General features: G+C 46.3%; 18 protein-coding genes. 15 read left to right on the plus strand and 3 right to left on the minus strand.

Translation table 11 applies throughout. The annotated features are described in order from the left end of the window. From BM293_RS00860 to aat, 3 genes are read right to left on the minus strand one after another with little or no spacing between them, the layout of a single operon-like run. Entirely contained in the window at nt 1–342 is a 342-nt protein-coding gene (locus BM293_RS00860) for a succinate dehydrogenase/fumarate reductase transmembrane subunit (protein ID WP_093446133.1), read from the minus strand. Further along, nucleotides 342–767, minus strand: coding sequence for a succinate dehydrogenase, cytochrome b556 subunit (gene sdhC / locus BM293_RS00865; protein WP_093446134.1), 426 nt, complete (start codon nt 765–767; stop codon nt 342–344). Before sdhC ends, BM293_RS00860 begins: the two co-directional genes overlap by 1 nt. Further along, a complete protein-coding gene (aat, locus tag BM293_RS00870; protein WP_093446136.1) occupies nt 767–1,528 on the minus strand; it encodes a leucyl/phenylalanyl-tRNA--protein transferase in 762 nt (253 codons plus the stop codon). Before aat ends, sdhC begins: the two co-directional genes overlap by 1 nt. 92 nt (nt 1,529–1,620) lie before the next feature. Here aat and dnaE point away from each other — a divergent pair, with 92 nt between their 5' ends. The 15 genes from dnaE (at nt 1,621) to pnp (ending at nt 22,010) form a co-directional block, all read left to right on the plus strand. Beyond that, nucleotides 1,621–5,127 (plus strand): DNA polymerase III subunit alpha, encoded by a 3,507-nt coding sequence (gene dnaE / locus BM293_RS00875; protein WP_093446137.1) that lies wholly within the window; start codon nt 1,621–1,623, stop codon nt 5,125–5,127. Nucleotides 5,128–5,270: 143 nt separating this feature from the next. Then, entirely contained in the window at nt 5,271–7,226 is a 1,956-nt protein-coding gene (acs, locus tag BM293_RS00880; protein WP_093446139.1) for an acetate--CoA ligase, read from the plus strand. Nucleotides 7,227–7,456: 230 nt separating this feature from the next. Further along, the gene (locus BM293_RS00885; RefSeq protein WP_093446140.1) at nt 7,457–7,687 is read left to right on the plus strand and encodes a DUF485 domain-containing protein; all 231 of its coding nucleotides are present in this window, start codon (nt 7,457–7,459) and stop codon (nt 7,685–7,687) included. A 1-nt stretch (nt 7,688) separates the two neighbouring features. Continuing rightward, entirely contained in the window at nt 7,689–9,305 is a 1,617-nt protein-coding gene (locus BM293_RS00890; RefSeq protein ID WP_093446142.1) for a sodium/solute symporter, read from the plus strand. An 86-nt stretch (nt 9,306–9,391) separates the two neighbouring features. Then, nucleotides 9,392–11,221, plus strand: coding sequence for a putative nucleotidyltransferase substrate binding domain-containing protein (locus BM293_RS00895; protein ID WP_093446143.1), 1,830 nt, complete (start codon nt 9,392–9,394; stop codon nt 11,219–11,221). Then, the gene (locus BM293_RS00900) at nt 11,221–11,853 is read left to right on the plus strand and encodes a 3'-5' exonuclease (protein WP_093446145.1); all 633 of its coding nucleotides are present in this window, start codon (nt 11,221–11,223) and stop codon (nt 11,851–11,853) included. Before BM293_RS00895 ends, BM293_RS00900 begins: the two co-directional genes overlap by 1 nt. Before the next feature lie 190 nt (nt 11,854–12,043). After that, a complete protein-coding gene (gene rimP / locus BM293_RS00905) occupies nt 12,044–12,499 on the plus strand; it encodes a ribosome maturation factor RimP (RefSeq protein WP_093446146.1) in 456 nt (151 codons plus the stop codon). A 12-nt stretch (nt 12,500–12,511) separates the two neighbouring features. Continuing rightward, nucleotides 12,512–13,999 carry a transcription termination factor NusA gene (gene nusA / locus BM293_RS00910; RefSeq protein WP_093446148.1) on the plus strand — a complete coding sequence of 496 codons (1,488 nt, stop codon included), beginning with the start codon at nt 12,512–12,514 and terminating at the stop codon, nt 13,997–13,999. Between the two features lie 19 nt (nt 14,000–14,018). Next, nucleotides 14,019–16,508 (plus strand): translation initiation factor IF-2, encoded by a 2,490-nt coding sequence (infB, locus tag BM293_RS00915; protein WP_093446149.1) that lies wholly within the window; start codon nt 14,019–14,021, stop codon nt 16,506–16,508. Beyond that, entirely contained in the window at nt 16,508–16,864 is a 357-nt protein-coding gene (gene rbfA, locus BM293_RS00920; protein ID WP_093446151.1) for a 30S ribosome-binding factor RbfA, read from the plus strand. The genes infB and rbfA overlap by 1 nt, the downstream gene beginning before the upstream one ends. Before the next feature lie 3 nt (nt 16,865–16,867). Beyond that, on the plus strand, nt 16,868–17,824 hold the full coding sequence (gene truB / locus BM293_RS00925) for a tRNA pseudouridine(55) synthase TruB (RefSeq protein WP_093446153.1): 957 nt from the start codon (nt 16,868–16,870) through the stop codon (nt 17,822–17,824). Then, nucleotides 17,787–18,671 (plus strand): class I SAM-dependent methyltransferase, encoded by an 885-nt coding sequence (locus BM293_RS00930; RefSeq protein WP_093446154.1) that lies wholly within the window; start codon nt 17,787–17,789, stop codon nt 18,669–18,671. The genes truB and BM293_RS00930 overlap by 38 nt, the downstream gene beginning before the upstream one ends. Before the next feature lie 14 nt (nt 18,672–18,685). Next, the gene (locus BM293_RS00935) at nt 18,686–19,177 is read left to right on the plus strand and encodes a Crp/Fnr family transcriptional regulator (RefSeq protein WP_093446156.1); all 492 of its coding nucleotides are present in this window, start codon (nt 18,686–18,688) and stop codon (nt 19,175–19,177) included. Nucleotides 19,178–19,522: 345 nt separating this feature from the next. After that, nucleotides 19,523–19,789, plus strand: a complete 267-nt coding sequence (rpsO, locus tag BM293_RS00940) for a 30S ribosomal protein S15 (protein WP_093446157.1) — start codon at nt 19,523–19,525, stop codon at nt 19,787–19,789. Between the two features lie 136 nt (nt 19,790–19,925). Beyond that, complete coding sequence (gene pnp / locus BM293_RS00945) at nt 19,926–22,010, plus strand: polyribonucleotide nucleotidyltransferase (protein WP_093446159.1); 2,085 nt, start codon at nt 19,926–19,928, stop codon at nt 22,008–22,010. Nucleotides 22,011–22,166: the final 156 nt, after the last annotated feature.

Below are 22,166 nucleotides of genomic sequence, written 5' to 3' on the forward strand. Positions count from 1 at the left end.
TTACAAAAGCAGCCAGCGCGTCAGCAGCAGGGTGATATTGAATATCATCAACATGAATACTAGGCTAAGGGCTCTGATCGCCATAGGCAAATGGCGAGCAGGACAATAGTCTATCACCACATCACGCAGTCCAATCCAGCTGTGAATGAATAGCAAAGCCAGCGCAATTAAACTGGTCAGCCATAGCAGGCCTGGTTGGGCAGGCTGATAATCTAAGCCCATCAGTGCGGGCCAAATAGTCCAAACAAACCAAGGCAAAAATACCAGTAAATAAACGGCGCTGAGTTGCTGCCAAGCATAACTCCATTTGCCATTCGGCCAAATTTTAGCCAGGTTACGCATTAGCTAGGCCCTCCAACAAATCCTCCAGTAAACAAGGCCAACGCCAGTAATAGTGTGCCGACTGCCCACAAAAAGAATACTAAACTGACCGCCCAGCCGCTAAACCAGGCCTGCGGAACCTGATGATCCTTTGCAGGCCACCAGTCAATAATAAGATGGCGCAGGCCACTTAACCAGTGAAATAGTAAAGATGAAAGTGTTAATAAAATTAATAGCTTACCAGGAACACTTTGGGTGATGTCTGAAGTATTAATCCACCCTAGTGCCACAGCGTTTAATAGCATTAATCCGAAAATCAAGCAGATGGCGAGCAGCGACCCACTGATACGATGACTAATCGACACCAACGCATTGGGGTAGAAGCGAATCTTGTATAAGGCTAAATGCACGGGGCGCGCATGACGGCCACCAATCAAATCACGCATTAAACACCTCCTAAGACCTTGTTTAGTAGAGTGGGATCAATCTGCCAAGCGGCGCGCGACCGATCGGGTAGGGCTATTTGTTGCTTCAGTTGCCGTTCAAAGTCTGCACGGCTCAATTCAACCGCGCCCATCGACATTAAATGATCGCTGGTGACCTGACAATCAATCAATGGCCAGCCCCAGTGTTGCAAATGGCTAGCCAAAGCGACTAGGGCTAGTTTTGAGCTATTGGGGACGAGGCTAAACATGGATTCGCCAAAAAACATCTGCCCAAAACTTAAGCCATATAATCCACCGACTAATTGCTCACTTAACCAAACCTCCACACTGTGCACATGGCCTTGTTGGTGAAGTGCTAGCAGGCCTGCTTGCAGGTCTTGACGCAGCCAAGTGCCATCTTGTCCTGGTCTTGGGCAGTTGGCACAGTGGTTTAAGACAGCGGGCAAAGCTTGATTAAAGCTGATTTGCCAAGGCTGCTGTCGCCAGGCCTGGCGCAGGCTACGACGAACTTTAATGTCGGCGGTGTAGAGTACTGCGCGGGGTTCAGGGGACCACCAGGTCACCGGTTCGTCATCGGCAGACCAAGGAAAAATGCCACGCGGATAGGCTTGGCGCAATAAATCAACGGTAATTCTTGAGCTGAGGGCGAGCAGGCCTGGTGGGTCGTCAAATGCCAATGCGCTGTCTGGAAACGGCTGTTCGATGCCGTCTTCAAGCCAGGCGGGTAGATGGGTGTCAAGACTGCGCCATTGCTTGCTCATAGCGGTCTTGCCGAAATTAGCTGGCACAAAGCCAGCGAGTTCTTTAGAATAGCGAGTTCCATTTTCAATACTTTTGGCTCACATTAACAGTTATGGCTGATACTCCAGCAACCTTTGTACATTTGCATTTGCATTCTGAATTTTCAGTCAGAGATAGTTTACTCCATATTAAACCGCTGATGGCAAAGGTCAAGGAAGAAGGGCAACCCGCGCTGGCTTTGACTGATCAATCCAATATGTTTGCGTTATTAAAGTTTTATAGCGCCGCACGCAGTCAAGGTATTAAGCCTATTTTAGGCGCTGATTTGTGGGTGCATCATGATGGCCAGGTATTTAGCATTACCCTGCTATGTCAGGATGCCACCGGCTACCTTAATTTATCGAAACTCATCTCGAAAGCCTATTTAACCAATCAGCAAGTTTATCAAGCCAATCAATTGCCACTGGTCGAGCAGGCCTGGTTAAGCGAGCACCAGGCGGGCTTAATTGTGTTGTTAGGCTTGCGCAGTAATATTGGCCAAGCCTTGTCGAAAGACAATAAAACCCTCGCCACCGAGCAGCAGGCCTGGTGGCAGGCGCATTTTGCCAATCGCGTTTATTTGGAACTGGTGCGCACCCAACGCCCCGGCGAAGAAGCATTTATTCAACAGGTGCTGCCGCTTGCGCAGACTTGGCACTGGCCGGTAGTGGCCACTAATGATGTGCGGTTTTTAGCCCGTGACGATTTTGATGCCCATGAGATTCGCTGCTGTATTAATGGCGGATATGTGATTGAAGACCCGAACCGGCCGCGCACCTACTCCGAAGAGCAGTATTTAAAATCCAGCGCTGAAATGCAGGCTTTATTTGCCGACATACCACAAGCCATTACCAATACTTTGCTCATTGCGCAGCGCTGTAACTTTAGTCTGGCTTTGGGCACCTATTATTTACCGGATTTTCCAATTCCGCCAGAGTTGACGCTGGACGAATATTTTCGGCAGGAATGTCATCTGGGCTTGGATGCGCGATTAGAATTTTTGTTTGGTCATTTAGCGGCGGATGAATTTAACGTCAAACAGCAGGAGTATCGTGATCGCCTCGATTTTGAGTTAAACACGATTTTGCAAATGGGTTTCCCGGGTTACTTTTTAATCGTCGCCGACTTCATTCAATGGGCTAAAAACCATCAAATCCCGGTTGGACCGGGACGCGGTTCGGGTGCCGGTTCCTTGGTGGCTTATTCGTTAAAAATTACTGATTTAGATCCGATTCAATATGACCTGCTATTTGAACGATTTTTGAACCCTGAGCGGGTTTCGATGCCTGACTTTGACGTTGACTTTTGTATGGAACGACGCGATGAGGTGATTGATTATGTGTCACGCCATTATGGTCGGGATCATGTATCGCAAATTATTACCTATGGCACCATGGCCGCTAAAGCGGTGGTGCGTGATGTGGGGCGTGTGCTTGGGCATCCCTATGGTATGGTCGATGGGGTGGCCAAGCTGATTCCAAACGAGTTAGGCATTAAGCTCAAGGATGCCTTAGAAAAAGAAGAGGATTTACAACAGCGTTATCGTGACGATGAAGAAGTCAAAACGCTGTTGGATTACGCGCTTAAATTAGAAGGCACTGTGCGTAATGTGGGCAAGCACGCCGGTGGGGTGGTCATCGGTCCGCGCCCGTTGGATACCTTTTGTCCGCTCTATTCTGAAGCCGATGGTCGAGGGGTCGTCACCCAATTAGACAAAAACGATGTGGAAACCATCGGCTTAGTCAAGTTCGACTTTTTGGGCTTGCGAACGCTGACCATTATTGACTGGGCGTTGCAGGCCATTAATGCCGGCAAGCAGCCGGATGATGAAGGCTTTGTTGATATTAACCGCATTCCGCTGGATGATCCGAAGGTATTTGAGCTGATCAAAACCGGTAAAACCACCGGGGTATTTCAGTTGGAATCAGCGGGGATGCAAGATCTTATTCGGCGCCTGCGTCCAGACTGTTTTGAAGATATTATCGCCCTAGTGGCCTTGTTCCGTCCCGGTCCATTGGAATCGGGGATGGTTGATAACTTTATTGCGCGTAAGCATGGTAAAGAGGCGGTGTCTTATCCCGATGCGCAGTATCAACATGAAAGCTTAAAAGAGATTTTAGAGCCGACTTACGGCATTATTTTGTATCAAGAGCAGGTGATGCAGATTGCACAGGTGCTGTCCGGTTATACGCTGGGTGGTGCCGATATGCTGCGTCGTGCCATGGGTAAGAAAAAGCCCGAAGAAATGGCTAAAGAGCGTGGTAAGTTTGAGCAGGGTGCCATTGATAATGGCGTCGATGGCCAGCTAGCGATGAAAATCTTCGATTTGGTTGAAAAGTTCGCCGGCTATGGTTTTAACAAATCTCACTCAGCGGCCTATGCCTTGGTGTCTTATCAGTCGGCGTGGCTCAAAACTCATTTCCCCGCGCATTTTATGGCCGCGCAAATCTCCTCTGACATGGACAACACCGATAAGGTGGTGCACATGATTAATGAGTGTTATGCGATGAACTTAACCCTGTTGCCACCGGACATTAATCGCTGTGCGATTCGCTTTCAAGCAGCGGATGCGCAGACCATTATTTATGGCTTAGGCGCGATTAAGGGTGTTGGCGAGGCGGCATTGGATCAGGTGTTGGCGGATCGGCAGGCCCATGGCCCTTTTAGCGATTTATTTGATTTTGCCAATCGCGCTGGTAAGAAAATTACCCGGCGGGTGTTAGAAGCCTTGATTCGTGCCGGCGCATTTGATGGTTTGCATGATAATCGTCATGCCATGCTTGAATCGGTGACCATGGCGCTTACCCAGGCGGATCAGTTTTTAGCCAATGCGCAATCCGGACAGAGTGATTTGTTTGGTGATGCTAGTTTAGACTTAGCGCCACCGGCTAGCTTGGTTCAAGTCGCTGAAATGCCTGAGCGGCAAAAACTGCAAGGGGAAAAAGACACGCTTGGACTCTACTTAACCGGTCATCCGATTGAAGCCTATCGCCAAGAGTTAGCCGACTATGCGCGCTTAACACTGGCAAAATTGACGCCGAATAAATATGAAAAACGTTGGGTAGCAGGCCTGGTGGTCGCGATTCGTACTAAAAATACCCGCAGTGGCGACAAGATGGCGTTTATTACTTTAGATGACCGGACCGCGAGGCTTGAAGTGGTATGCCGACCGGCGGTATTTGATGCGGTACGCGACTGGCTTGCTGTAGATGAAGTCGTGTTGATTAAAGGTGCGGTATCAGAAGATAGTTTTAATGGTGGCATTAAGCTCGATGCCGAGCAACTGGTGACCTTGGCGGAGATGCGTGCGCAAGAGGCGCGTGCCATTAAGCTTTTTTGTGATGTTGCAGATCTTGATAATGCCAAGGTGACGGATTTAGCTGACCATCTGCTGCCTTATTGGGCGCAGCCCGACGAACAGGGGTTGCCCCTGGTGGTGGAATGTTACCGTTTGCAGTCTGGCGCGCGGGTCAGTATGCAGCTTAAATCGAATAGACTGGTGCGTCCAGATGATGCGTTATTAGAGTTATTGCATCAGCAGGCCTGGTCAGTTGAAGTGGTTAAAAAACGGACTAATTAGATCGTTTTTGAGTCATATCTCGATTAAGCTATAGCCTATCTGTGTCAATAGTATGCAGGCGCGTCAAAAAATCGCTAAAATACGCGTCATATCGTGCAATAAAACGTCAATTAAAATTTGTTAAGATCCTAATTGGAGGCAAGATGTCGAACAATATTGAGTCAATTCTGACAGAAACACGGGTCTTTGAACCCTCTGCTGCCATCAAACAACAAGCGGGTATTAATCCAGACAAGCTCAATGCTATGTATGCCAAAGCTGAGCAAGATCATGTCGGATTTTGGGCTGATTTAGCGAAAGAAAAATTGAGCTGGCATAAGCCTTTTACTCAGGCTTTAGATGATTCAAAAGCGCCGTTATATCGTTGGTTTACTGATGGGGAATTGAACGTCTCCTATAACTGTATTGATCGTCATTTGGACTCGAAAAGTGATAAGTTGGCGATTATCTTTGAAGGTGATCAAGGTGATGTGCATCACTATACCTATCAAGAATTGCACGACGAAGTATGCCGTTTTGCCAATACCTTGAAAGTACAAGGTATTAAACAGGGCGATCGCGTCATTATTTATATGCCGATGATTCCGCAGGCGGTCATTGCGATGCAAGCTTGTGCACGCGTGGGTGCTATTCATTCGGTGGTGTTTGGTGGTTTTTCTGCCGAGTCTTTAAAAGATCGTGTTGAAAATGCTGGCGCGAAGATGGTTATTACCACAGATGGTGGTTTACGTGGCGGTAAGGCGATACCGCTAAAAGCGGCAGTAGATCAAGCGTTAAGCACAGGTTGTGATTCGGTTAAAAAAGTAATCGTATACCAGCGCACCAAGCAAGAAGTTGCTATGCAAGAAGGGCGTGATATATGGTGGCATGACGCTGAAGCGGGCATGAGTAACTATCATGACCCAGTCATGTTGCCGGCTGATCACCCATTGTTTTTGTTGTACACGTCTGGATCGACTGGCACGCCAAAAGGGGTGCAGCATGGCAGCGGCGGTTATCTGTTAAATGCAATGTTAACCAATGAATGGATGTTCGACTTAAGTGACCAAGATGTGTTCTGGTGTACCGCTGATGTGGGCTGGATTACTGGTCACTCGTATGTTGCTTACGGCCCGTTAGCGATGGGCGCAACCATTGTAATGTTTGAAGGTGTGCCGACCTATCCTGATGCAGGGCGTTTTTGGCAGGTGTGTCAGGATCATGGCGTTACCGTATTCTATACCGCACCGACCGCGATTCGCGCCTTGATGAAGTTTGGTCAAGATATTCCAGCACAGTACGACCTGTCCAAGTTGCGTATCTTAGGTACAGTGGGCGAGCCAATTAACCCGGAAGCTTGGATGTGGTATCACGAAGTGATTGGTCGCGGTGAGTGTCCGATTATTGATACCTGGTGGCAAACTGAAACTGGTGCGCACATGATTGCCCCTTTCCCAGGCGCAACCCCACTTAAACCGGGCTCTTGTACGCGCCCATTACCTGGCATCGATGCGATTGTAGTCGATGAAGAAGGCAATGAAATTGGTAATAACTCAGGCGGCTATTTAGTGATTCGAAAACCTTGGCCGTCAATGTTACAAACGGTTTGGGGTGATGATCAGCGCTATATTGATACCTACTTCGCCAAGTTTAATAATCAGTATTATGTCGTCGGCGACAGCGCACATAAAGATGAAGATGGTTATATTTGGATTTTAGGCCGTATTGATGATGTGTTAAATGTGTCAGGTCATCGTTTAGGCACTATGGAAATTGAATCCGCATTGGTCGCCCACCCTAAGGTTGCTGAAGCGGCAGTGGTCGGCAAACCCCATGATGTGAAAGGGGAGTCAGTATTTGCATTTGTGGTATTGAATTCGGACTTACCGGCTGGCGAAGAACGCGATGCGATGGTTAACGAGCTGCGTAATTGGGTGGCGCAAGAAATTGGTCCGATTGCTAAGCCGGATGAAATTCGCTTTGGCACGAACTTGCCTAAAACCCGTTCCGGTAAAATTATGCGTCGTTTATTGCGTACCATTGCTAAAGGCGAAGAAATTACCCAAGATACGTCAACCTTGGAAGATCCAGCCATCTTAAAACAGCTCCAACAGGCTTAGTGTTGTTCAAGTCTGTTGGGTTATGAATTTTAGGGCTAAGCGCAAGTATTCCTTGCGCAAGCCCTAAAATATTTTGTGTGTCTGAAAGGCGAAAATATTGCGAAGTTCGTTTTCGCTACACATAATATAGCGCATCTGCAACTATCCATTACCCAATAAGTTGCCAGTTGCAGTTTTTTAACGAGGAGAAAATAAAATGATTAATCCTGTAAACAAAGCGGGAGGCGTGAATGAATAGTTCAAAAATCAAATTCGCGTCTATCCTGTTGGCTATTTACACTGTGCTCTACTTTGGGGTGGCCTTGATGACATCAGCCACCTTTAAGGATATTGCCGCATTAGAAATTATCGGTTTACCCCTAGCTGTTTGGGGTGGCTTGCTTATTATTGTTACAGGGGTGGTGATTACCCGTCTGTATCTGCGTAGATTAGAACAACTCGAAGAAGAGGGAGCGAATTAAAATGGAAAATATCGTTGCCTTTGGTGTAGTTGTTTTAGGTATTTTATTGTCGCTATACATTAGTTATTATCATCGTCGTTCAACGGCATCCACGGCTAACTTCTATGTGGCCGGTGGTGGTATCTCACCGCGCGTTAATGGTATGGCCATGTTTGGTGATTATGCCAGTGCCGCGAGCTTTTTAGGTGTGGCCGGTGCAGTTGCCTTGATGGGCGTAGATGGTTGGTGGCTAGCGCTAGGCTTTTTTGCGGCCTGGATTGTGGTGCTACTTATTATTGCTGGCCCATTAAAAAATGTCGGTAAATTTACTGTCGCTGACGTTCTTAATGCACGCTATGAAGGTAGTGAAAAAGGCATTCGCATGATTGCGATGATCTCAACACTGGTGTTGTGTGTCATGTATTTGGTGCCACAGATCGTGGGTGCCGGTCTATTGTTCGGTCTATTATTGGGCTGGGATTATTTGCCAACGGTTATCGTAACCGGTTCCTTAATGGCGATTTTCGTTATTATGGGCGGTATGAAAGGCACCTCTTATAACCAAGCGGTGCAGGGTGCGATTCTATTTGGCGCACTGATGTTCTTATTGATCTTTGGTATTATTGCCTTCTTCGGTGGTAACCCGGTCGGTATGGTTATCGAAGGTAAAGACATGGTGCCACCGGTTGTTGCAGCGGCGAATCCTGAAGTTGTTTCAGCTTTAGCCGGAATGACCACCGCTGAAAGTGCATTGGCCGTTGAAACTGCTCGCGGCATGATGACTGAAGCACCAACAGCCATCACCCCGGGTGTGCAATTGCGTAGCTTAATGGATAACGCCAGTTTGGTATTGGCTTTGTTCTTGGGTGTACTGGGTCTGCCCCATATCTTGATTCGTTTCTATACCGTATCCAATGCAAAAGATGCACGTAAATCAGCTGAGTTCACCATTTGGGGTCTAGCGATTTTCTACGGCAGTGTATTCTTCGTCGGTTTGATCGCGATGTATGCACTATATCCGGTATTGGTTGAGTTATTAGCAGCCGGTCAACGTGGTGTTGCGACGAACATGACTATGCCGATGCTAGGTGAAATGATGGGGGGCCAGTTGTTGATGGGTGTCATTGCAGCCGGTGCCATGGCCGCGATGTTAAGTACCTCAGCAGGCCTGCTGATTTCAGCCACTACGAGCTTGTCGCACGACTTGTATAAAGGTGTATTGCGCCCTAATTCAACCGATGCGGAGCAAGTACGCTTTGCGAAAATCGGTGCGGGTACACTTGCTGTTGTGGCAATTGGTATGTCTATTTGGCTGCAAGAACAGAACGTAGCTATGTTGGTTGCGATGTGTTTTGGTATTGCCGCGAGTACTTTTGCACCCGCGTTGGTATTTGCCGTATGGTGGCGCAAGCTGACTAGCCAAGCCGTCATTATCGGTATGGCTGCGGGCTTAATCGCATCATTGATCTTCACCTTCGCGCGTTTCTTCGGTATGGATACGTTTGCAGGTATCGATGTATTGGTTAACCCAGCGCTTTACTCTGTACCGTTTGCGGTATTGGTCACAGTCCTGGTGAGCTACTTCACCAATGACCGTGGCAATACTGACGAATTCATGGCGCAAGCACATGGTAAATAATCAGTTTTTACTGGTGATTTAATGGATTTATATCCATAATTAAGGGGAGCTTCGGCTCCCTTTTTTATTGTGATAAAGGATGGGTTATGGCGATGTCTGAATTAATGAATTTTTTAGCCCAGGTGCATCCATTCGATCGCTTGCCAGAGGTTGAATTACAAACCGCGACCCAGGCGATGGACTTGGTGTATTTTGCGCGTGAAGAAACGGTGCCTCTTTCTCAGCAAAATGATCCTTATTTGTACCTAGTACTCAAAGGTCGTGTAGCAGAATGCCATGATGAAGAAGGGGGTAATCATTGTGCGCTTTATGGTCCTAATGCGCAGTTTGGTGCCGCCATGTTGCTGCAGCAGCAAACCCAACTGACCTATCATGCCGTTGAAGAAACACTTGCTTATCGCATGCCAAATCGAGAGTTTCAGCGCCTGTTAAATAACCCTGATTTTGAAGCATTCTACTTTAACGACATCACCGAAAAATTAGGTCGCTTTCATCAACAGCTTCAAATCGAGTCTTCGTCAGAAGCCATGATGGATGCAGTCAAAATTGCCCCGTTGCATGCGCTAGTCACTCTGGATGCTAGCACCTCAATCAAAGTGTGTGTAGAGCAAATGGAAGGCCATAAAACGGATGCCTGTTTAGTGAACGAAGGAGATAAGCAGGGGGTGATTACCTCGTCGGATTTGTTGCGGGGCCTGGCAATCCATGGTTTTGATTTGGCGAGTCCCATTGCCGATATGGTGAGTTATCCGGTAATTTCAATTGATAAAAATGATTACCTGTTTAATGCCTTGTTAAAAATGACGCGCTTTGGTGTAGATCGTTTGATGGTGCGCGATAAGCAAGCGTTTATTGGTGTGCTGCATCAAAAAGAGTTGATGAGTTTGTTTGCCAACCAGTCGGGCTTGGTGATGTTGACACTTGAGCGAGCCATGAGTGTAGCTGACTTGCAAAAGGTAACGCAACAAATTGATGATTTAGTGGAAGGGCTTTCCAATAAGGGTGTAAAGACGCATTATATTGCTAAGTTAGTCAACGAGTTACACCGTAAGTTACAAGCCAAACTTTGGCAGATTTTAGATACCGAGCAGCAGTTTACCGAAGCCACCTTTATAGTCATGGGGAGTGAAGGTCGCTCTGAGCAGGTGGTGCGAACGGATCAGGATAATGCGGTGATTTTTGATGACAAGATTGATGCGTCAGCATTGGCGGAATTTTGTAATCACTATTCGGCTGAGTTGATTAAGCTGGGCTTTCCGCCCTGTCCAGGCGAGATTATGGTTTCCAATCCACTGTGGCGCTTGAGTGAAACAGCGTTTGCAGCACAGGTAGTAGATTGGTTTGATAACCCTTCACAGGAGCGCTTTATGCATCTGTCTATATTATTAGATGCGCAAGCGGTGCAGGGCGATCCAGATCGATTGGCTCGTTTAAAAAATGTGCTGTCCAACCAAGTACAAAAACGCCAGATGTTCTTAGCGCAGTTTGCACGTAGTGTGTTGCAATTTGAAACACCGATTGGCTTATTTGGTCGCCTAAAAACGCAAAAAGATGCTGGCCACTCGATTGATCTTAAAAAAGGTGGTATTTTTCCGATTATTCATGGCATTCGTTGCCTAGCGCTGGAGTACGGGGTGGTAAAAACCAATACCCATTGGCGTATTCGTGACCTGATCAATCATAATGTATTTGATGAACGATTTGGCGTGGAGTTAGGGGAAACACTTAACTTTTTAAACACGCTTCGTTTGCAAGGTATGCTTCAACAAAAAGCGTTGGGGTTGCCCATCGACAACTCGATTAAAACGGACAGTTTAAGTCAATTGCAGCAAGACCTACTAAAAGATGCCTTTGGGGTGGTGAATAATTTTAAAAAGTTTATCGAGCAGCATTATAAGATGGAAGGGGGCTTGTAATGTTGCCTTTTAAATTGCCGCGTTCGATTCAGCAGGCCTGGTTAAAGCATCGGTTAAAAAATAAGGCTTACGAATTTTTGTTTGCACCTACAGTGGATAACGAGGTGGTGTGCTTTGACTGTGAAACCACGGGGTTAGATCCAAAGCAAGATAAGATTGTAACGCTCAGTGCGATTAAAATTAGAGGTCGAGAGATTCTTACCAGCGAAAGTTTAAATTTGCAGTTCAGACAGTATTGCGATATTAACCCTGAAAGTATTGTGATTCATCAGCTTCGAAATATGGATGTTACTGTAGGGTTGGATGAGCGTGATGCGATAGACCAGTTTTTAAAGTTTGTCGGTTCCAGGTCGCTAGTGGGCTATTATCTAACCTTTGATGTGAGTATGGTGAATGCAATTGTCAAACCCTGGTTAGGTATTGGCTTGCCTAATGCGCAAATTGATGTAGCGGAGTTGTATCATCAACACTTTTATCAAGATTGGTTGCAACCTGATCACGAAGTGTTTGATTTAAGCTTTCAAGCGCTGCTTGAACAACTTAATCTACCCAGTTTGGGACAACATGATGCATTTAATGACGCATTAATGACGGCAATGATTTATGTAAAATTACAGTCAATCCGCGACTGATCTGGCTTTATCTGGTTATTGCACCTTGACAAGCCGTGGTTAACTGTCTATCCTTTGTGCAGTTTTTCAAATACCCCGATTAGATGGTTAAATCTTAGTGTTAAGAGCCACCGTCTAATGATTGAGAACCCCGTTTTTACGGGGTTTTTTGTTAGTTAAGTCACCCAAAAATGACACGCAAGGATAGTGCATGACACTGGAAGATAAAATTGCAGGCTTAGTCACCCCAGCCATCGAAGCCTTAGGTATGACCTTATGGGGCTGCGAATATATTGCAGCTGGCAAGGATTCGACCTTGAGAATTTATATTGATCGTCCTGAAGTGGGTGTGAATGTCGATGACTGTGCGATGGTGAGTCGTCAAATTAGTGCCATTATGGATGTAGAAGACCCAATATCATCGGCCTATTACTTGGAAGTGTCATCACCTGGCTTAGATCGTCCTTTGTTTAAGCCAGAGCACTATGGGCCTTATGTTAACAAGACGATTAATGTCAGAACGCGCGCGCCGGAGATGGGACGACGTAAATTTAAAGGTCTTTTACTTGAAGTTCAGGCGGAACAGATTTTGGTGGAAGTGGATCGAGAAGTCTATGAGATTCCATTTTCAAATATTGATAAAGCAAATTTAGTAGTGGAATTGTAAGGCGGTAACAGCATGAGTAGAGAAGTATTATCCGTTGTAGAAATCATGTCGAATGAAAAGGGCGTGGACGAGGAAATCATTTTTGATGCGATTGAAACCGCCTTAGCCATGGCTACGGTCAAAAACTATGATGACAAATATGATGTACGTGTTGAGATTAATCGCAACACCGGTGAATACAAAACCTTCCGTCGTTGGTTGGTCATAGAAGACGATGTGGCGATTGAAGGCGAACCAGAAATGTTCTTGCGCATGATGGACGCCACCGACATTGATCCACACATTCAACCTGACGAATATATCGAAGAAGAAATCGAGTCGATTGCCTTTGGTCGTATTGGTGCGCAAACGGCTAAACAGGTTATTATTCAAAAAGTTCGTGAAGCGGAACGTCGTAAAACGGTTGAAATTTATCAGCCACGTATTGGCGAAATTTTAACCGGCCAAGTCAAGCGAATTGATCGTGGTGATGTCATTTTAGACATGGGCGATAACGTTGACGCCATTATCCCTCGTAGCGAATTGGTGGGACGTGAAAACTTTAGAATGGGCGATCGCGTTCGTGCTTTTTTACAAGCAGTTGATTTTCGTCCACGTGGTCCTCAGTTATTCATGTCACGTGCATGTAAAGAAATGCTGATTGAGTTGTTCAAAATTGAAGTCCCTGAAATTGGCGACGATTTAATTGATGTGATGGCGGCAGCACGTGATGTCGGTTACAGAGCAAAAATTGCTGTGCGTGCAAATGATCCGCGTCTTGATCCAATTGGTGCCTGTGTTGGGATGCGTGGCGGGCGTGTTCAAGCAGTTACTAACGAGCTTAATGGCGAGCGTATCGACATTATTCAATGGGACGCTAACGATGCCCAGTTTGTGATTAATGCGATGGCACCGGCAGAAATCACCTCGATTATGGTTGATGAAGATCGCCATGAAATGGATTTGGCTGTGGAAGATGAGCAGCTATCCCTTGCAATTGGTAAAGGTGGCCAAAACATTCGCCTCGCGTCAGAATTGACCGGTTGGGAATTGAATGTGATGAGTAACACGGCCATGCAAGAAAAACATAATACCGAAGCCAGCACGCAAATTGATTTGTTTGTAGCCCATCTAGAAGTGGATGAAGAATTGGCTGAAGTATTAGTTAATGAAGGCTTTACGTCTTTAGAAGAAGTCGCCTATGTGCCAACGGCTGAGATGTTGGAAATCGATGGTTTTGATGAAGATTTAGTGAATGAATTAAAGCAACGTGCAAAAGACGCGCTGTTGACCCTTGCAATTGCAAATGAAGAAAAAACAGCCCTAGCTGAACCTGCTGACGATTTGTTGGCGCTAGAAGGGATGACCCCTGAAATGGCTAAAACATTAGCTGGTCAGGGTGTTGTCACCCAAGAGGATTTAGCAGAATTGGGCACAGATGAGTTATTAGAGTTAGTTTCTCTGCCAGAGCAGGATGCCGCTGAATTGATTATGAAGGCACGTGCGCCTTGGTTTGAGTAACAGAAAGAAAGAGGTGAGTATGACAGAAGTATCTATATCCAAGTTCGCAGAGACCCTAAACCTTTCTGTAGAAAAACTATTAGCTCAACTGAGTGCGTCAGGTATTAAAGGTAAAAAAGCGTCAGATACCATTAGTGATGAAGAAAAGCGTACCTTGCTTGCCTATTTAAAAAGCCTACACGGTGAAACTGCAGATGTTGAGCCTAAAAAAGTGACCTTGCATCGTAAGCAGGTGAAAACACTTAATTTATCTTCAGGCTCGGGTAAACGTACCGTTAATGTTGAAGTGCGTAAAAAACGTACTTATGTTAAGCGAACGGCAGTTGAAGCTAAGCCCGAGGTGGCAGAAGTTATCCCAGAGCCGGTAAACGAGTTAGCCGAGACACCGACAGCCGCAGTCACCCCATCACCGGCTAAATCGAAAGTAGAGGGTGTAAAAGTAACTGAGACAGTCGCGCCAGCTTCGGCTCCAATCGAAACACCGTCGGTTGCCTCAGCGGATGCGAGTGCAACACAGGCGGTAGCGGACGATACAGCTTCAAAAGCTAACAAGAAGTCAAAAGATAAAAAAGCGAAAACCCTTGAGAGCCGCCTAGAAGACGGCCCACCAAAGGGTAAGAAAACGATTAAAACTAAAATTGTGTCAGATGATGCGCGCCCAGCGGGTGGCCGTCGGAAGATGAAAAAGCGTCATGAATCTCGTAGCAGCGCATCGCCTGATAACCAGCATGGTTTCCAGCGTCCAGCAGGGCCTGTGGTAAGAGAAGTGAATATCCCAGAAACCATTCAGGTCGCCGAGTTGGCCGATAAAATGGCGGTTAAAGCCGCTGAAGTTATCAAGTTTATGATGACGATGGGGACGATGGTAACGATCAATCAGGTGTTAGACCAAGAGACGGCGGCCATCGTGGTCGAAGAATTAGGGCATAAGCCGGTGCTGCTAAAAGAAAATGCGCTTGAAGAAGAAGTATTGCAGCAAGCTTATCATGGTGAATATGTGCATCGTGCCCCTGTCGTAACGATAATGGGGCACGTTGACCATGGTAAAACCTCGTTACTTGACTATATTCGTAAGGCTAAGGTAGCTCATGGTGAGGCTGGCGGGATTACCCAGCATATTGGTGCCTACCATGTTGAGACACCTAACGGCGATATTACTTTTATTGATACGCCGGGGCACCAGGCCTTTACCGCAATGCGTGCACGTGGTGCGCAAGCCACCGATATTGTTATCATCGTTGTCGCGGCCGATGACGGTGTGATGCCACAAACCAAAGAGGCTATCCAGCATGCCAAAGCAGCCGGTGTTCCGATGGTTGTGGCCATGAATAAGATGGATAAAGAAGGTGCCAATCCTGATCGCTTGATGCAAGAACTGGCGGCATTAGATGTCGTACCAGAGTCTTGGGGCGGTGATGTGCAATTTGTACCGGTATCAGCCAAGCAGGGCACCGGTATCGATGACCTTCTTGAAGCGGTGCTGTTAAGTGCAGAAATTCTTGAGTTAGATGCACCGGTAGAAGGCCATGCTAAGGGTGTGGTAATAGAATCACGCCTGGATAAAGGTCGTGGTCCGGTTGCAACCGTGCTGATTCAATCGGGTACGCTTAAAAAGGGTGACATTGCATTATGTGGCATGGAGTTTGGCCGTGTACGTGCTTTGGTCAATGAATTAGGTAAACAGGTTGATTCAGCCGGCCCATCGATTCCTGTAGAAATTTTGGGTTTGTCTGGTGTGCCGTCAGCCGGTGATGAAATGATCACCGTAGACAATGAACGTAAAGCGCGTGAAGTTGCTTTGTTCCGCCAAGGTAAGTACAAAGAAGTGAAGATTGCTCGTCAGCAAAGTGCCAAGTTAGACAATATGTTTAACAAAATGGCCGAAGGTGAAACCAAGTCGGTTAATATCGTGCTAAAAGCCGATGTACAGGGTTCCATTGAAGCGATTGCCAATGCCTTAACTGATCTGAGTAATGATGAAGTGAAGGTGAATGTTGTAAGCAGTGGTGTCGGTGGCATTACTGAAAGCGATGTTAACCTGGCAATAGCTTCAGAAGCGCTAGTGTTTGGCTTTAACGTCCGTGCGGATGCAACCGCGAAGCGTTTAATTGAGCGTGAGTCAGTCGGCCTTTATTACTACAGCATTATCTATGAAGTGGTCGATGAAGTTAAACGTGCTATTGAAGGCAAATTGTCGGCTGAAGAACGTGAAGAGATTATTGGTATCGCTGAAGTACGTGATGTGTTTAAAGCACCAAAAATCGGCATGATTGCGGGTTGCATGGTCACAGAAGGTATTGTAGAACGCAGTCAACCTATTCGTGTGTTACGTGATAACGTGGTGATTTACGAAGGTGCGCTTGAGTCGCTTCGTCGCTTTAAAGATGATGTCAAAGAAGTGCGTCAGGGCATGGAGTGTGGTATCGGTGTGAAGGATTATAATGATGTTCGCGTGGGCGACCAGATTGAGGTCTTTAAGCGCTATGAAGTTAAACGGACACTAGATTAATGAGTCAGGAATTTAGTCGCACCGATCGTGTTTCGCAAGAAGTATTTCGGGTCTTATCCAGCTTGTTACGTCGTGAGATTAAAGATCCGCGCTTGCAAGCTTTAACCCTGACCGAGTGTCAGGTGAGCAAAGATTTGGGTATTGCGAAGGTGTACTTTTCAGTGTTAGGTGCCAAAGAAGGTGATCAAGCCGTCGTTGATGCCGAACAAGCACTTAAAAAGGCATCAGGTTTTATGCGTTCTGAGTTAGCAAAGGCGTTACGTTTACGCATAACACCGCAGTTGCGCTTTTACTATGACACGGTGCCTGATCGCGTCGATCATATTGAAGCGCTGATTCGTAAGGCGCTGCACTAAGTCATGTCGAATTCAAGACAGCGGCGTCGGGTTGTCAATGGTATTGTCCTAGTAGATAAACCAGTAGGTATGACTTCGGCAGCTGTTGTGAAGCAGGTGATCAAAGCTTACCGTGCAAAAAAAGCGGGGCATACAGGTACGTTGGACCCATTTGCAACAGGTTTGCTACCGGTTTGTTTAGGTGAAGCGACCAAAGTATCAAGTATGCTATTGGCTTCGGACAAACGTTATATTGCCACACTCGATTTAGGTCACAAAACCGATACTGGCGATCGTGATGGTGAGGTGATAGACTCTCAGCCTGTGCCGGCATTAAGTGCCGAACTTATCGAGCAGGTACTGGCCTCATTTCGAGGCGAAATTGCACAGACGCCACCGATGTATTCATCGATTAAGTTCGAGGGTAAGTCTTTGCATGTTTATGCACGCAAGGGGATTGAAATTGAGCGTGAACCACGCCAAGTTACAATCTATGAACTTGATTTAATTGATTTTAATGCGCAGCAAATTCGCTTTGAAGTGCATTGTTCTAAAGGCACTTATATTCGGGTTTTAGGCGCTGAGATTGCCGAGAAGCTCGGTACAGTTGGACACTTGTCTGCACTGCACCGAACCCAAACAGGTATCTTTAACGCCCATGAGATGCGTCCATTACAAGAGATTTGTACCTATCCTAATTCCTCCATTCATCCTTTAGACATTGCTTTGTTGGAATATCCAGCCTTATATTTAACGGCAGCTCAAAAAGAGCATCTTTGGCTGGGTGGGTTTTTATTCGACTCATTGCCTGAACAAACAGATACCACTCACATGATGCGACTCTATGATGATCAGGGTATGTTTTTTGCCATGGGTGAGTGGCAAGCAGATAAACAACGTTTAAAGATAAAGCGTGGTTTTCGTTTAAACCCGGATGATGCCAATGCCCTCTGTGCGACCCAGCCACGTTTGGACAGCTAAAGATCTAGTTCATCATCAACCGCGGTGTTTTGATGCTGATATTTTATGGCTAGATACACGTGATCCAGCAGACTTTCTGCAAGTGCGTTTTGAGCGTGCCTTTCTCTGGCACTGGCCTAAAAACTTAACCTGTTTAAATCAGTTGCCAAGCCGTGATCTTGCGTTGGGTCTGATAGCGACCCCCGATCTTGTTCTTGAGTATCAGGCCTGGTTGGCAGCCAAAGGGTATAAATTAAAGTCTTGGTTGAGTCCTGAACAATTTCTGCAATTAAATCCTGCGCATTGGCCAAAAGTAAGTGGACCCCAACGCCAACGACTTTGGCAAGCTAATGCCTTTTTATTGCAACAAGTCAGTAATGCAGCTTTGTTCGCTCAAAATAACCGTCTACACGCACTCGATTTAGGCTGTGGCGGTGGACGTGAGGCAGTCGCGTTAGCTAGGCGAGGGTGGCATGTTGTGGCCGTAGATAATCAACCCCCTGCTTTAACCTGTGCGCGTGATCTTGCGCAAGCGGAGCAGGTGTCAGTTGACTTTCGTTTGGCGGATTTAACTCAGCCACAACAACGACCTACAGAGAAGTTTGATTTGATCTACCAACTCCGTTTTTTAGACCGTCATTTATTTGATTATATTGAACATCATCTTAAACCAGGCGGGTATGTGTTGATTGAGACCTTTCGAGAAGGTGTTCAGGCGTTTGGATCCCCTAAAAACCCACGTTTTATTTTGCAACCTGGTGAATTAGCCAATCGATTTAGGCATTTTGACATAATTGTTGATAAACTAACCACCTTACCCGATGGACGGCCCATGAACGCATTTTTAGCACGTAAGCCGACTTGTTAACGAAGGATTAGATGATGACAAAAGTTAAAAGTAGTGAATTATTTGAGTACTTCCAAACCAATGCGATTTGTGAATCACTGACGCGTGAAGAAGTGGATACCTTAACGGCCTATTTAATTGATCGTAGTTATGAGCAAAACGAGGTTATTTCAGATCTTGGCGAAGTCGGTGATGCAATGATGTTTATTACCAAGGGGCGCGTCGGTTTTGTTAGCTATGATGGCCAAGATGAAGTCAATGTAGGCAACCAAGGTGTCGGTAATTTGATTGGTGAAATGTCTTTTTTTGATCGCAAGCCCCGTAACCTTAGGATGTTCTGCGAATCAAAAAAAGTAAAGTTGTTGGTGTTAACGCGCCCTATGTACGACCGTTTGAAAGTTGAGCATCCGTTTATTGCGGTAAATATCCTTGAAAATGCCGTGGTGAGTTTGGATCACTTGGTTCGTGCGATGAGTGAGAATATGGCGCAGATTGAGCATTATATGCATGGGTATGGCCGCCACTAACTAAAACCTAGCTGCGTTGCGGCTACTTTGTTAAAGCTAGCGTTCAAAAATGCTCATTTACTTTTTGTAAACTCCGCTTTTTTCAGCCAGCTTTGCCTCGTATCCGCTGCCTCGCTGACGGTTTTAATATATTCCTAATTCTTTGAGCTGTGCTCCAGCCGCCGCGTTCTTTAAGTTTTCACGACGGTTTTTAAAGCGGTGACAGGTTGTTTGAGCTAACGGTTTTATTGTTTTTCGTTAAAAAGCCTTGAACACATATTAAAAACATGGATAATGCATGCATCTTTCTGCTATCGATCGCGGAAACGATGTTATTTTGTATCGATCGATTTTCTGGAGAAAAGTATGATTACTGCTGAAACAAAAGCAAAAATTGTCGCTGAGTATGGCGAAAATGCACAGGATACCGGTTCAACTGAAGTACAGGTTGCACTTTTAACCCACCGCATCAAATACTTAACTGAGCACTTTAAAGCGCACAAACAAGACAACCACTCTCGTGTGGGTCTGTTGCGCATGGTGGGTCGTCGTCGTAAGTTACTCGACTATTTACACAAAAAAGATGGTCAGCGTTACTTAAACCTAATTGGTCGTTTAGGTCTACGTAAATAAGTTTGGTTTCGCTCCAAATTTAAAAAGCCCCGCTTGGTCGGGGCTTTTTTGTGGCCGTTGTTCTATCCGAATGGGCCAATTAAGGCTACAATAGCCGAGATAATTCAAGACATTAAAATTAAGTAGGTAGTAAGGCATGGCAAAACATTTAACGCGTTTCCAGTATGGTCAGCATCAAGTCACGTTTGAAACAGGTGAAATTGCACGCCAAGCTGACGGTGCTGTCATCGTTGGTATGGGCGATACGCGCGTACTGGTTACGGTTGTGGGCGCAAAGCAAGCAAAAGAGGGGCAGGATTTTTTCCCTTTAACGGTCAATTACCAAGAAAAAGCCTTTGCAGCAGGCAAAATTCCAGGTGGGTTTTTAAAGCGTGAGGGACGTCCGTCTGAATACGAGACACTGACATCGCGATTAATTGACCGCCCGATTCGCCCTTTATTCCCCAAAGGGTTTATGAATGAAGTGCAAATCATTGCCACGGTGCTAGCGTTAGACCCCGAAGTGGGCACCGAAGTCCCTGCCATGCTTGGCACATCTGCTGCCTTAGCTATTTCTGGTATTCCTTTTAATGGTCCGATTGGTGCCGCCATTGTTGGGTATCGTGATGGAGAGTACCTATTAAACCCATCAAAAGAATCTTTAGAAACCTCGGATCTTGAGCTAAGCGTTGCGGGTACGGATTCTGCCGTATTAATGGTTGAATCAGAAGCCAGTGAGTTACCAGAAGATGTGATGTTAGGTGCAGTCATGTTTGGTCATCAGCAAATGCAAGTAGCGATTCAGGCGATTCGTGACATGGCTGAATCTTGTGGCAAACCTCGCTGGGATTGGCGACCTGCGCCAGAAAATACGGCACTAAAAGATCAAGTATTTGATTTAGTCCGTTCTGATGTTGAAGCGGCTTACACCATTGCAGACAAAGTAGCGCGTTATGCAGCGTTGGATGCAGCTAAAGCGAAATTGATGGCGCAGCTTGCTGTATCTGAAACCAATCCTGACGGTGCGTCAGAAAAAGAACTAGAAGGTTTGTTTGGTAAGTTACAAAAAGCGATTGTACGTGGGCGTTCGGTAGCGGGTGAGCCGCGCATTGATGGTCGTGATAACCATACCATTCGTGCGATTAATTGCCAAACAGGTGTCCTACCGAAAGTCCATGGTTCGGCGCTGTTTACGCGTGGCGAAACCCAAGCGTTAGTCGTTACGACCTTAGGAACGGAAACAGATGCCAAAATTGTTGATGAACTAACCGGTTCGTACAAAGATCGTTTTATGCTGCATTACAACTTCCCGCCTTATTCAGTGGGTGAGTGCGGTCGTATGGGCACGCCAGGGCGTCGCGAGATTGGTCATGGCATGTTAGCACGTCGCGGCGTGGCGGCAATGCTACCGACGGCTGATGAATTTCCCTACACGATTCGGGTGGTATCAGAAATTACCGAATCGAATGGTTCAAGCTCGATGGCGACGGTATGTGGTACCAGTATGTCACTTATGCATGCCGGTGTGCCGATTGCTGCCCCCGTTGCAGGTATTGCGATGGGTCTGATTAAAGAAGAAGCAGGCTTCGCTGTTTTATCTGATATTTTGGGTGATGAAGATCATTTGGGCGATATGGATTTTAAAGTTGCCGGTACCGATCAGGGTATTACTGCGCTGCAAATGGACATTAAAATCGAGGGTATTACCGAAGAAATTATGCAGATTGCATTGGAACAAGCCAAGGCAGGACGCTTACATATTCTAGGCGAGATGGCGAAAGCTATTAATAGTTCCAATACCCAGGTGGCTGACACTGCGCCACGCTTTACCACGATGAAGGTTAAGGCCGATAAGGTGCGCGAAATCATTGGTAAGGGTGGAGCGACCATTCGCGCGATTACCGAAGAAAGTGGTGCGGTGATTGAATTAGAAGACGACGGCACGGTGCGTATTGCTGCAACAGATCAAGCGTCAGCGGATATTGCAATTGCCAAGATTAATGCAATAGTTGCCGAGCCTGAAATTGGTAAAGTATACGATGCCAAGGTAATGAAGATTGTTGATTTTGGTGCCTTTGTAGCCTATATGCCTGGGCGTGAGGGCTTAGTGCATGTGTCTCAGATCGCTGAAGAACGTGTCGAAAATGTTGCTGATTATCTGAAAGAAGGTCAGGAAATACAGGTACGCTTGTTAGAAATCGACAAACAAGGTCGTGTGAAGTTATCTATTAAAGGTGTGTAATCATTAAAATGGGGTAGTTTGATTTTTTCCTGTCTGTATGAGCCAGCGACGCCTCTTTTTGCGCAGCCAAAATCGAAGGAGCAGGTTCATACAGACAGGGCGACTTGTAAAAAACGTTACCTCGTTCACCATACAACCAAAACCGTTGCAAAACGG

It is taken from the genome of Thiomicrospira sp. ALE5 (assembly GCF_900112445.1).
GTDB lineage: Bacteria > Pseudomonadota > Gammaproteobacteria > Thiomicrospirales > Thiomicrospiraceae > Thiomicrospira.

Excerpts from the sequence above, each read along its gene's own strand:
- BM293_RS00860 (WP_093446133.1), bottom strand. The coding sequence starts at position 342 with ATGCGTAACCTGGCTAAAATTTGGCCGAATGGCAAATGGAGTTATGCT.
- sdhC (WP_093446134.1), bottom strand. The coding sequence starts at position 767 with ATGCGTGATTTGATTGGTGGCCGTCATGCGCGCCCCGTGCATTTAGCC.
- aat (WP_093446136.1), bottom strand. The coding sequence starts at position 1,528 with ATGAGCAAGCAATGGCGCAGTCTTGACACCCATCTACCCGCCTGGCTT.
- dnaE (WP_093446137.1), top strand. The coding sequence starts at position 1,621 with ATGGCTGATACTCCAGCAACCTTTGTACATTTGCATTTGCATTCTGAA.
- acs (WP_093446139.1), top strand. The coding sequence starts at position 5,271 with ATGTCGAACAATATTGAGTCAATTCTGACAGAAACACGGGTCTTTGAA.
- BM293_RS00885 (WP_093446140.1), top strand. The coding sequence starts at position 7,457 with ATGAATAGTTCAAAAATCAAATTCGCGTCTATCCTGTTGGCTATTTAC.
- BM293_RS00890 (WP_093446142.1), top strand. The coding sequence starts at position 7,689 with ATGGAAAATATCGTTGCCTTTGGTGTAGTTGTTTTAGGTATTTTATTG.
- BM293_RS00895 (WP_093446143.1), top strand. The coding sequence starts at position 9,392 with ATGGCGATGTCTGAATTAATGAATTTTTTAGCCCAGGTGCATCCATTC.
- BM293_RS00900 (WP_093446145.1), top strand. The coding sequence starts at position 11,221 with ATGTTGCCTTTTAAATTGCCGCGTTCGATTCAGCAGGCCTGGTTAAAG.
- rimP (WP_093446146.1), top strand. The coding sequence starts at position 12,044 with ATGACACTGGAAGATAAAATTGCAGGCTTAGTCACCCCAGCCATCGAA.
- nusA (WP_093446148.1), top strand. The coding sequence starts at position 12,512 with ATGAGTAGAGAAGTATTATCCGTTGTAGAAATCATGTCGAATGAAAAG.
- infB (WP_093446149.1), top strand. The coding sequence starts at position 14,019 with ATGACAGAAGTATCTATATCCAAGTTCGCAGAGACCCTAAACCTTTCT.
- rbfA (WP_093446151.1), top strand. The coding sequence starts at position 16,508 with ATGAGTCAGGAATTTAGTCGCACCGATCGTGTTTCGCAAGAAGTATTT.
- truB (WP_093446153.1), top strand. The coding sequence starts at position 16,868 with ATGTCGAATTCAAGACAGCGGCGTCGGGTTGTCAATGGTATTGTCCTA.
- BM293_RS00930 (WP_093446154.1), top strand. The coding sequence starts at position 17,787 with ATGCCCTCTGTGCGACCCAGCCACGTTTGGACAGCTAAAGATCTAGTT.
- BM293_RS00935 (WP_093446156.1), top strand. The coding sequence starts at position 18,686 with ATGACAAAAGTTAAAAGTAGTGAATTATTTGAGTACTTCCAAACCAAT.
- rpsO (WP_093446157.1), top strand. The coding sequence starts at position 19,523 with ATGATTACTGCTGAAACAAAAGCAAAAATTGTCGCTGAGTATGGCGAA.
- pnp (WP_093446159.1), top strand. The coding sequence starts at position 19,926 with ATGGCAAAACATTTAACGCGTTTCCAGTATGGTCAGCATCAAGTCACG.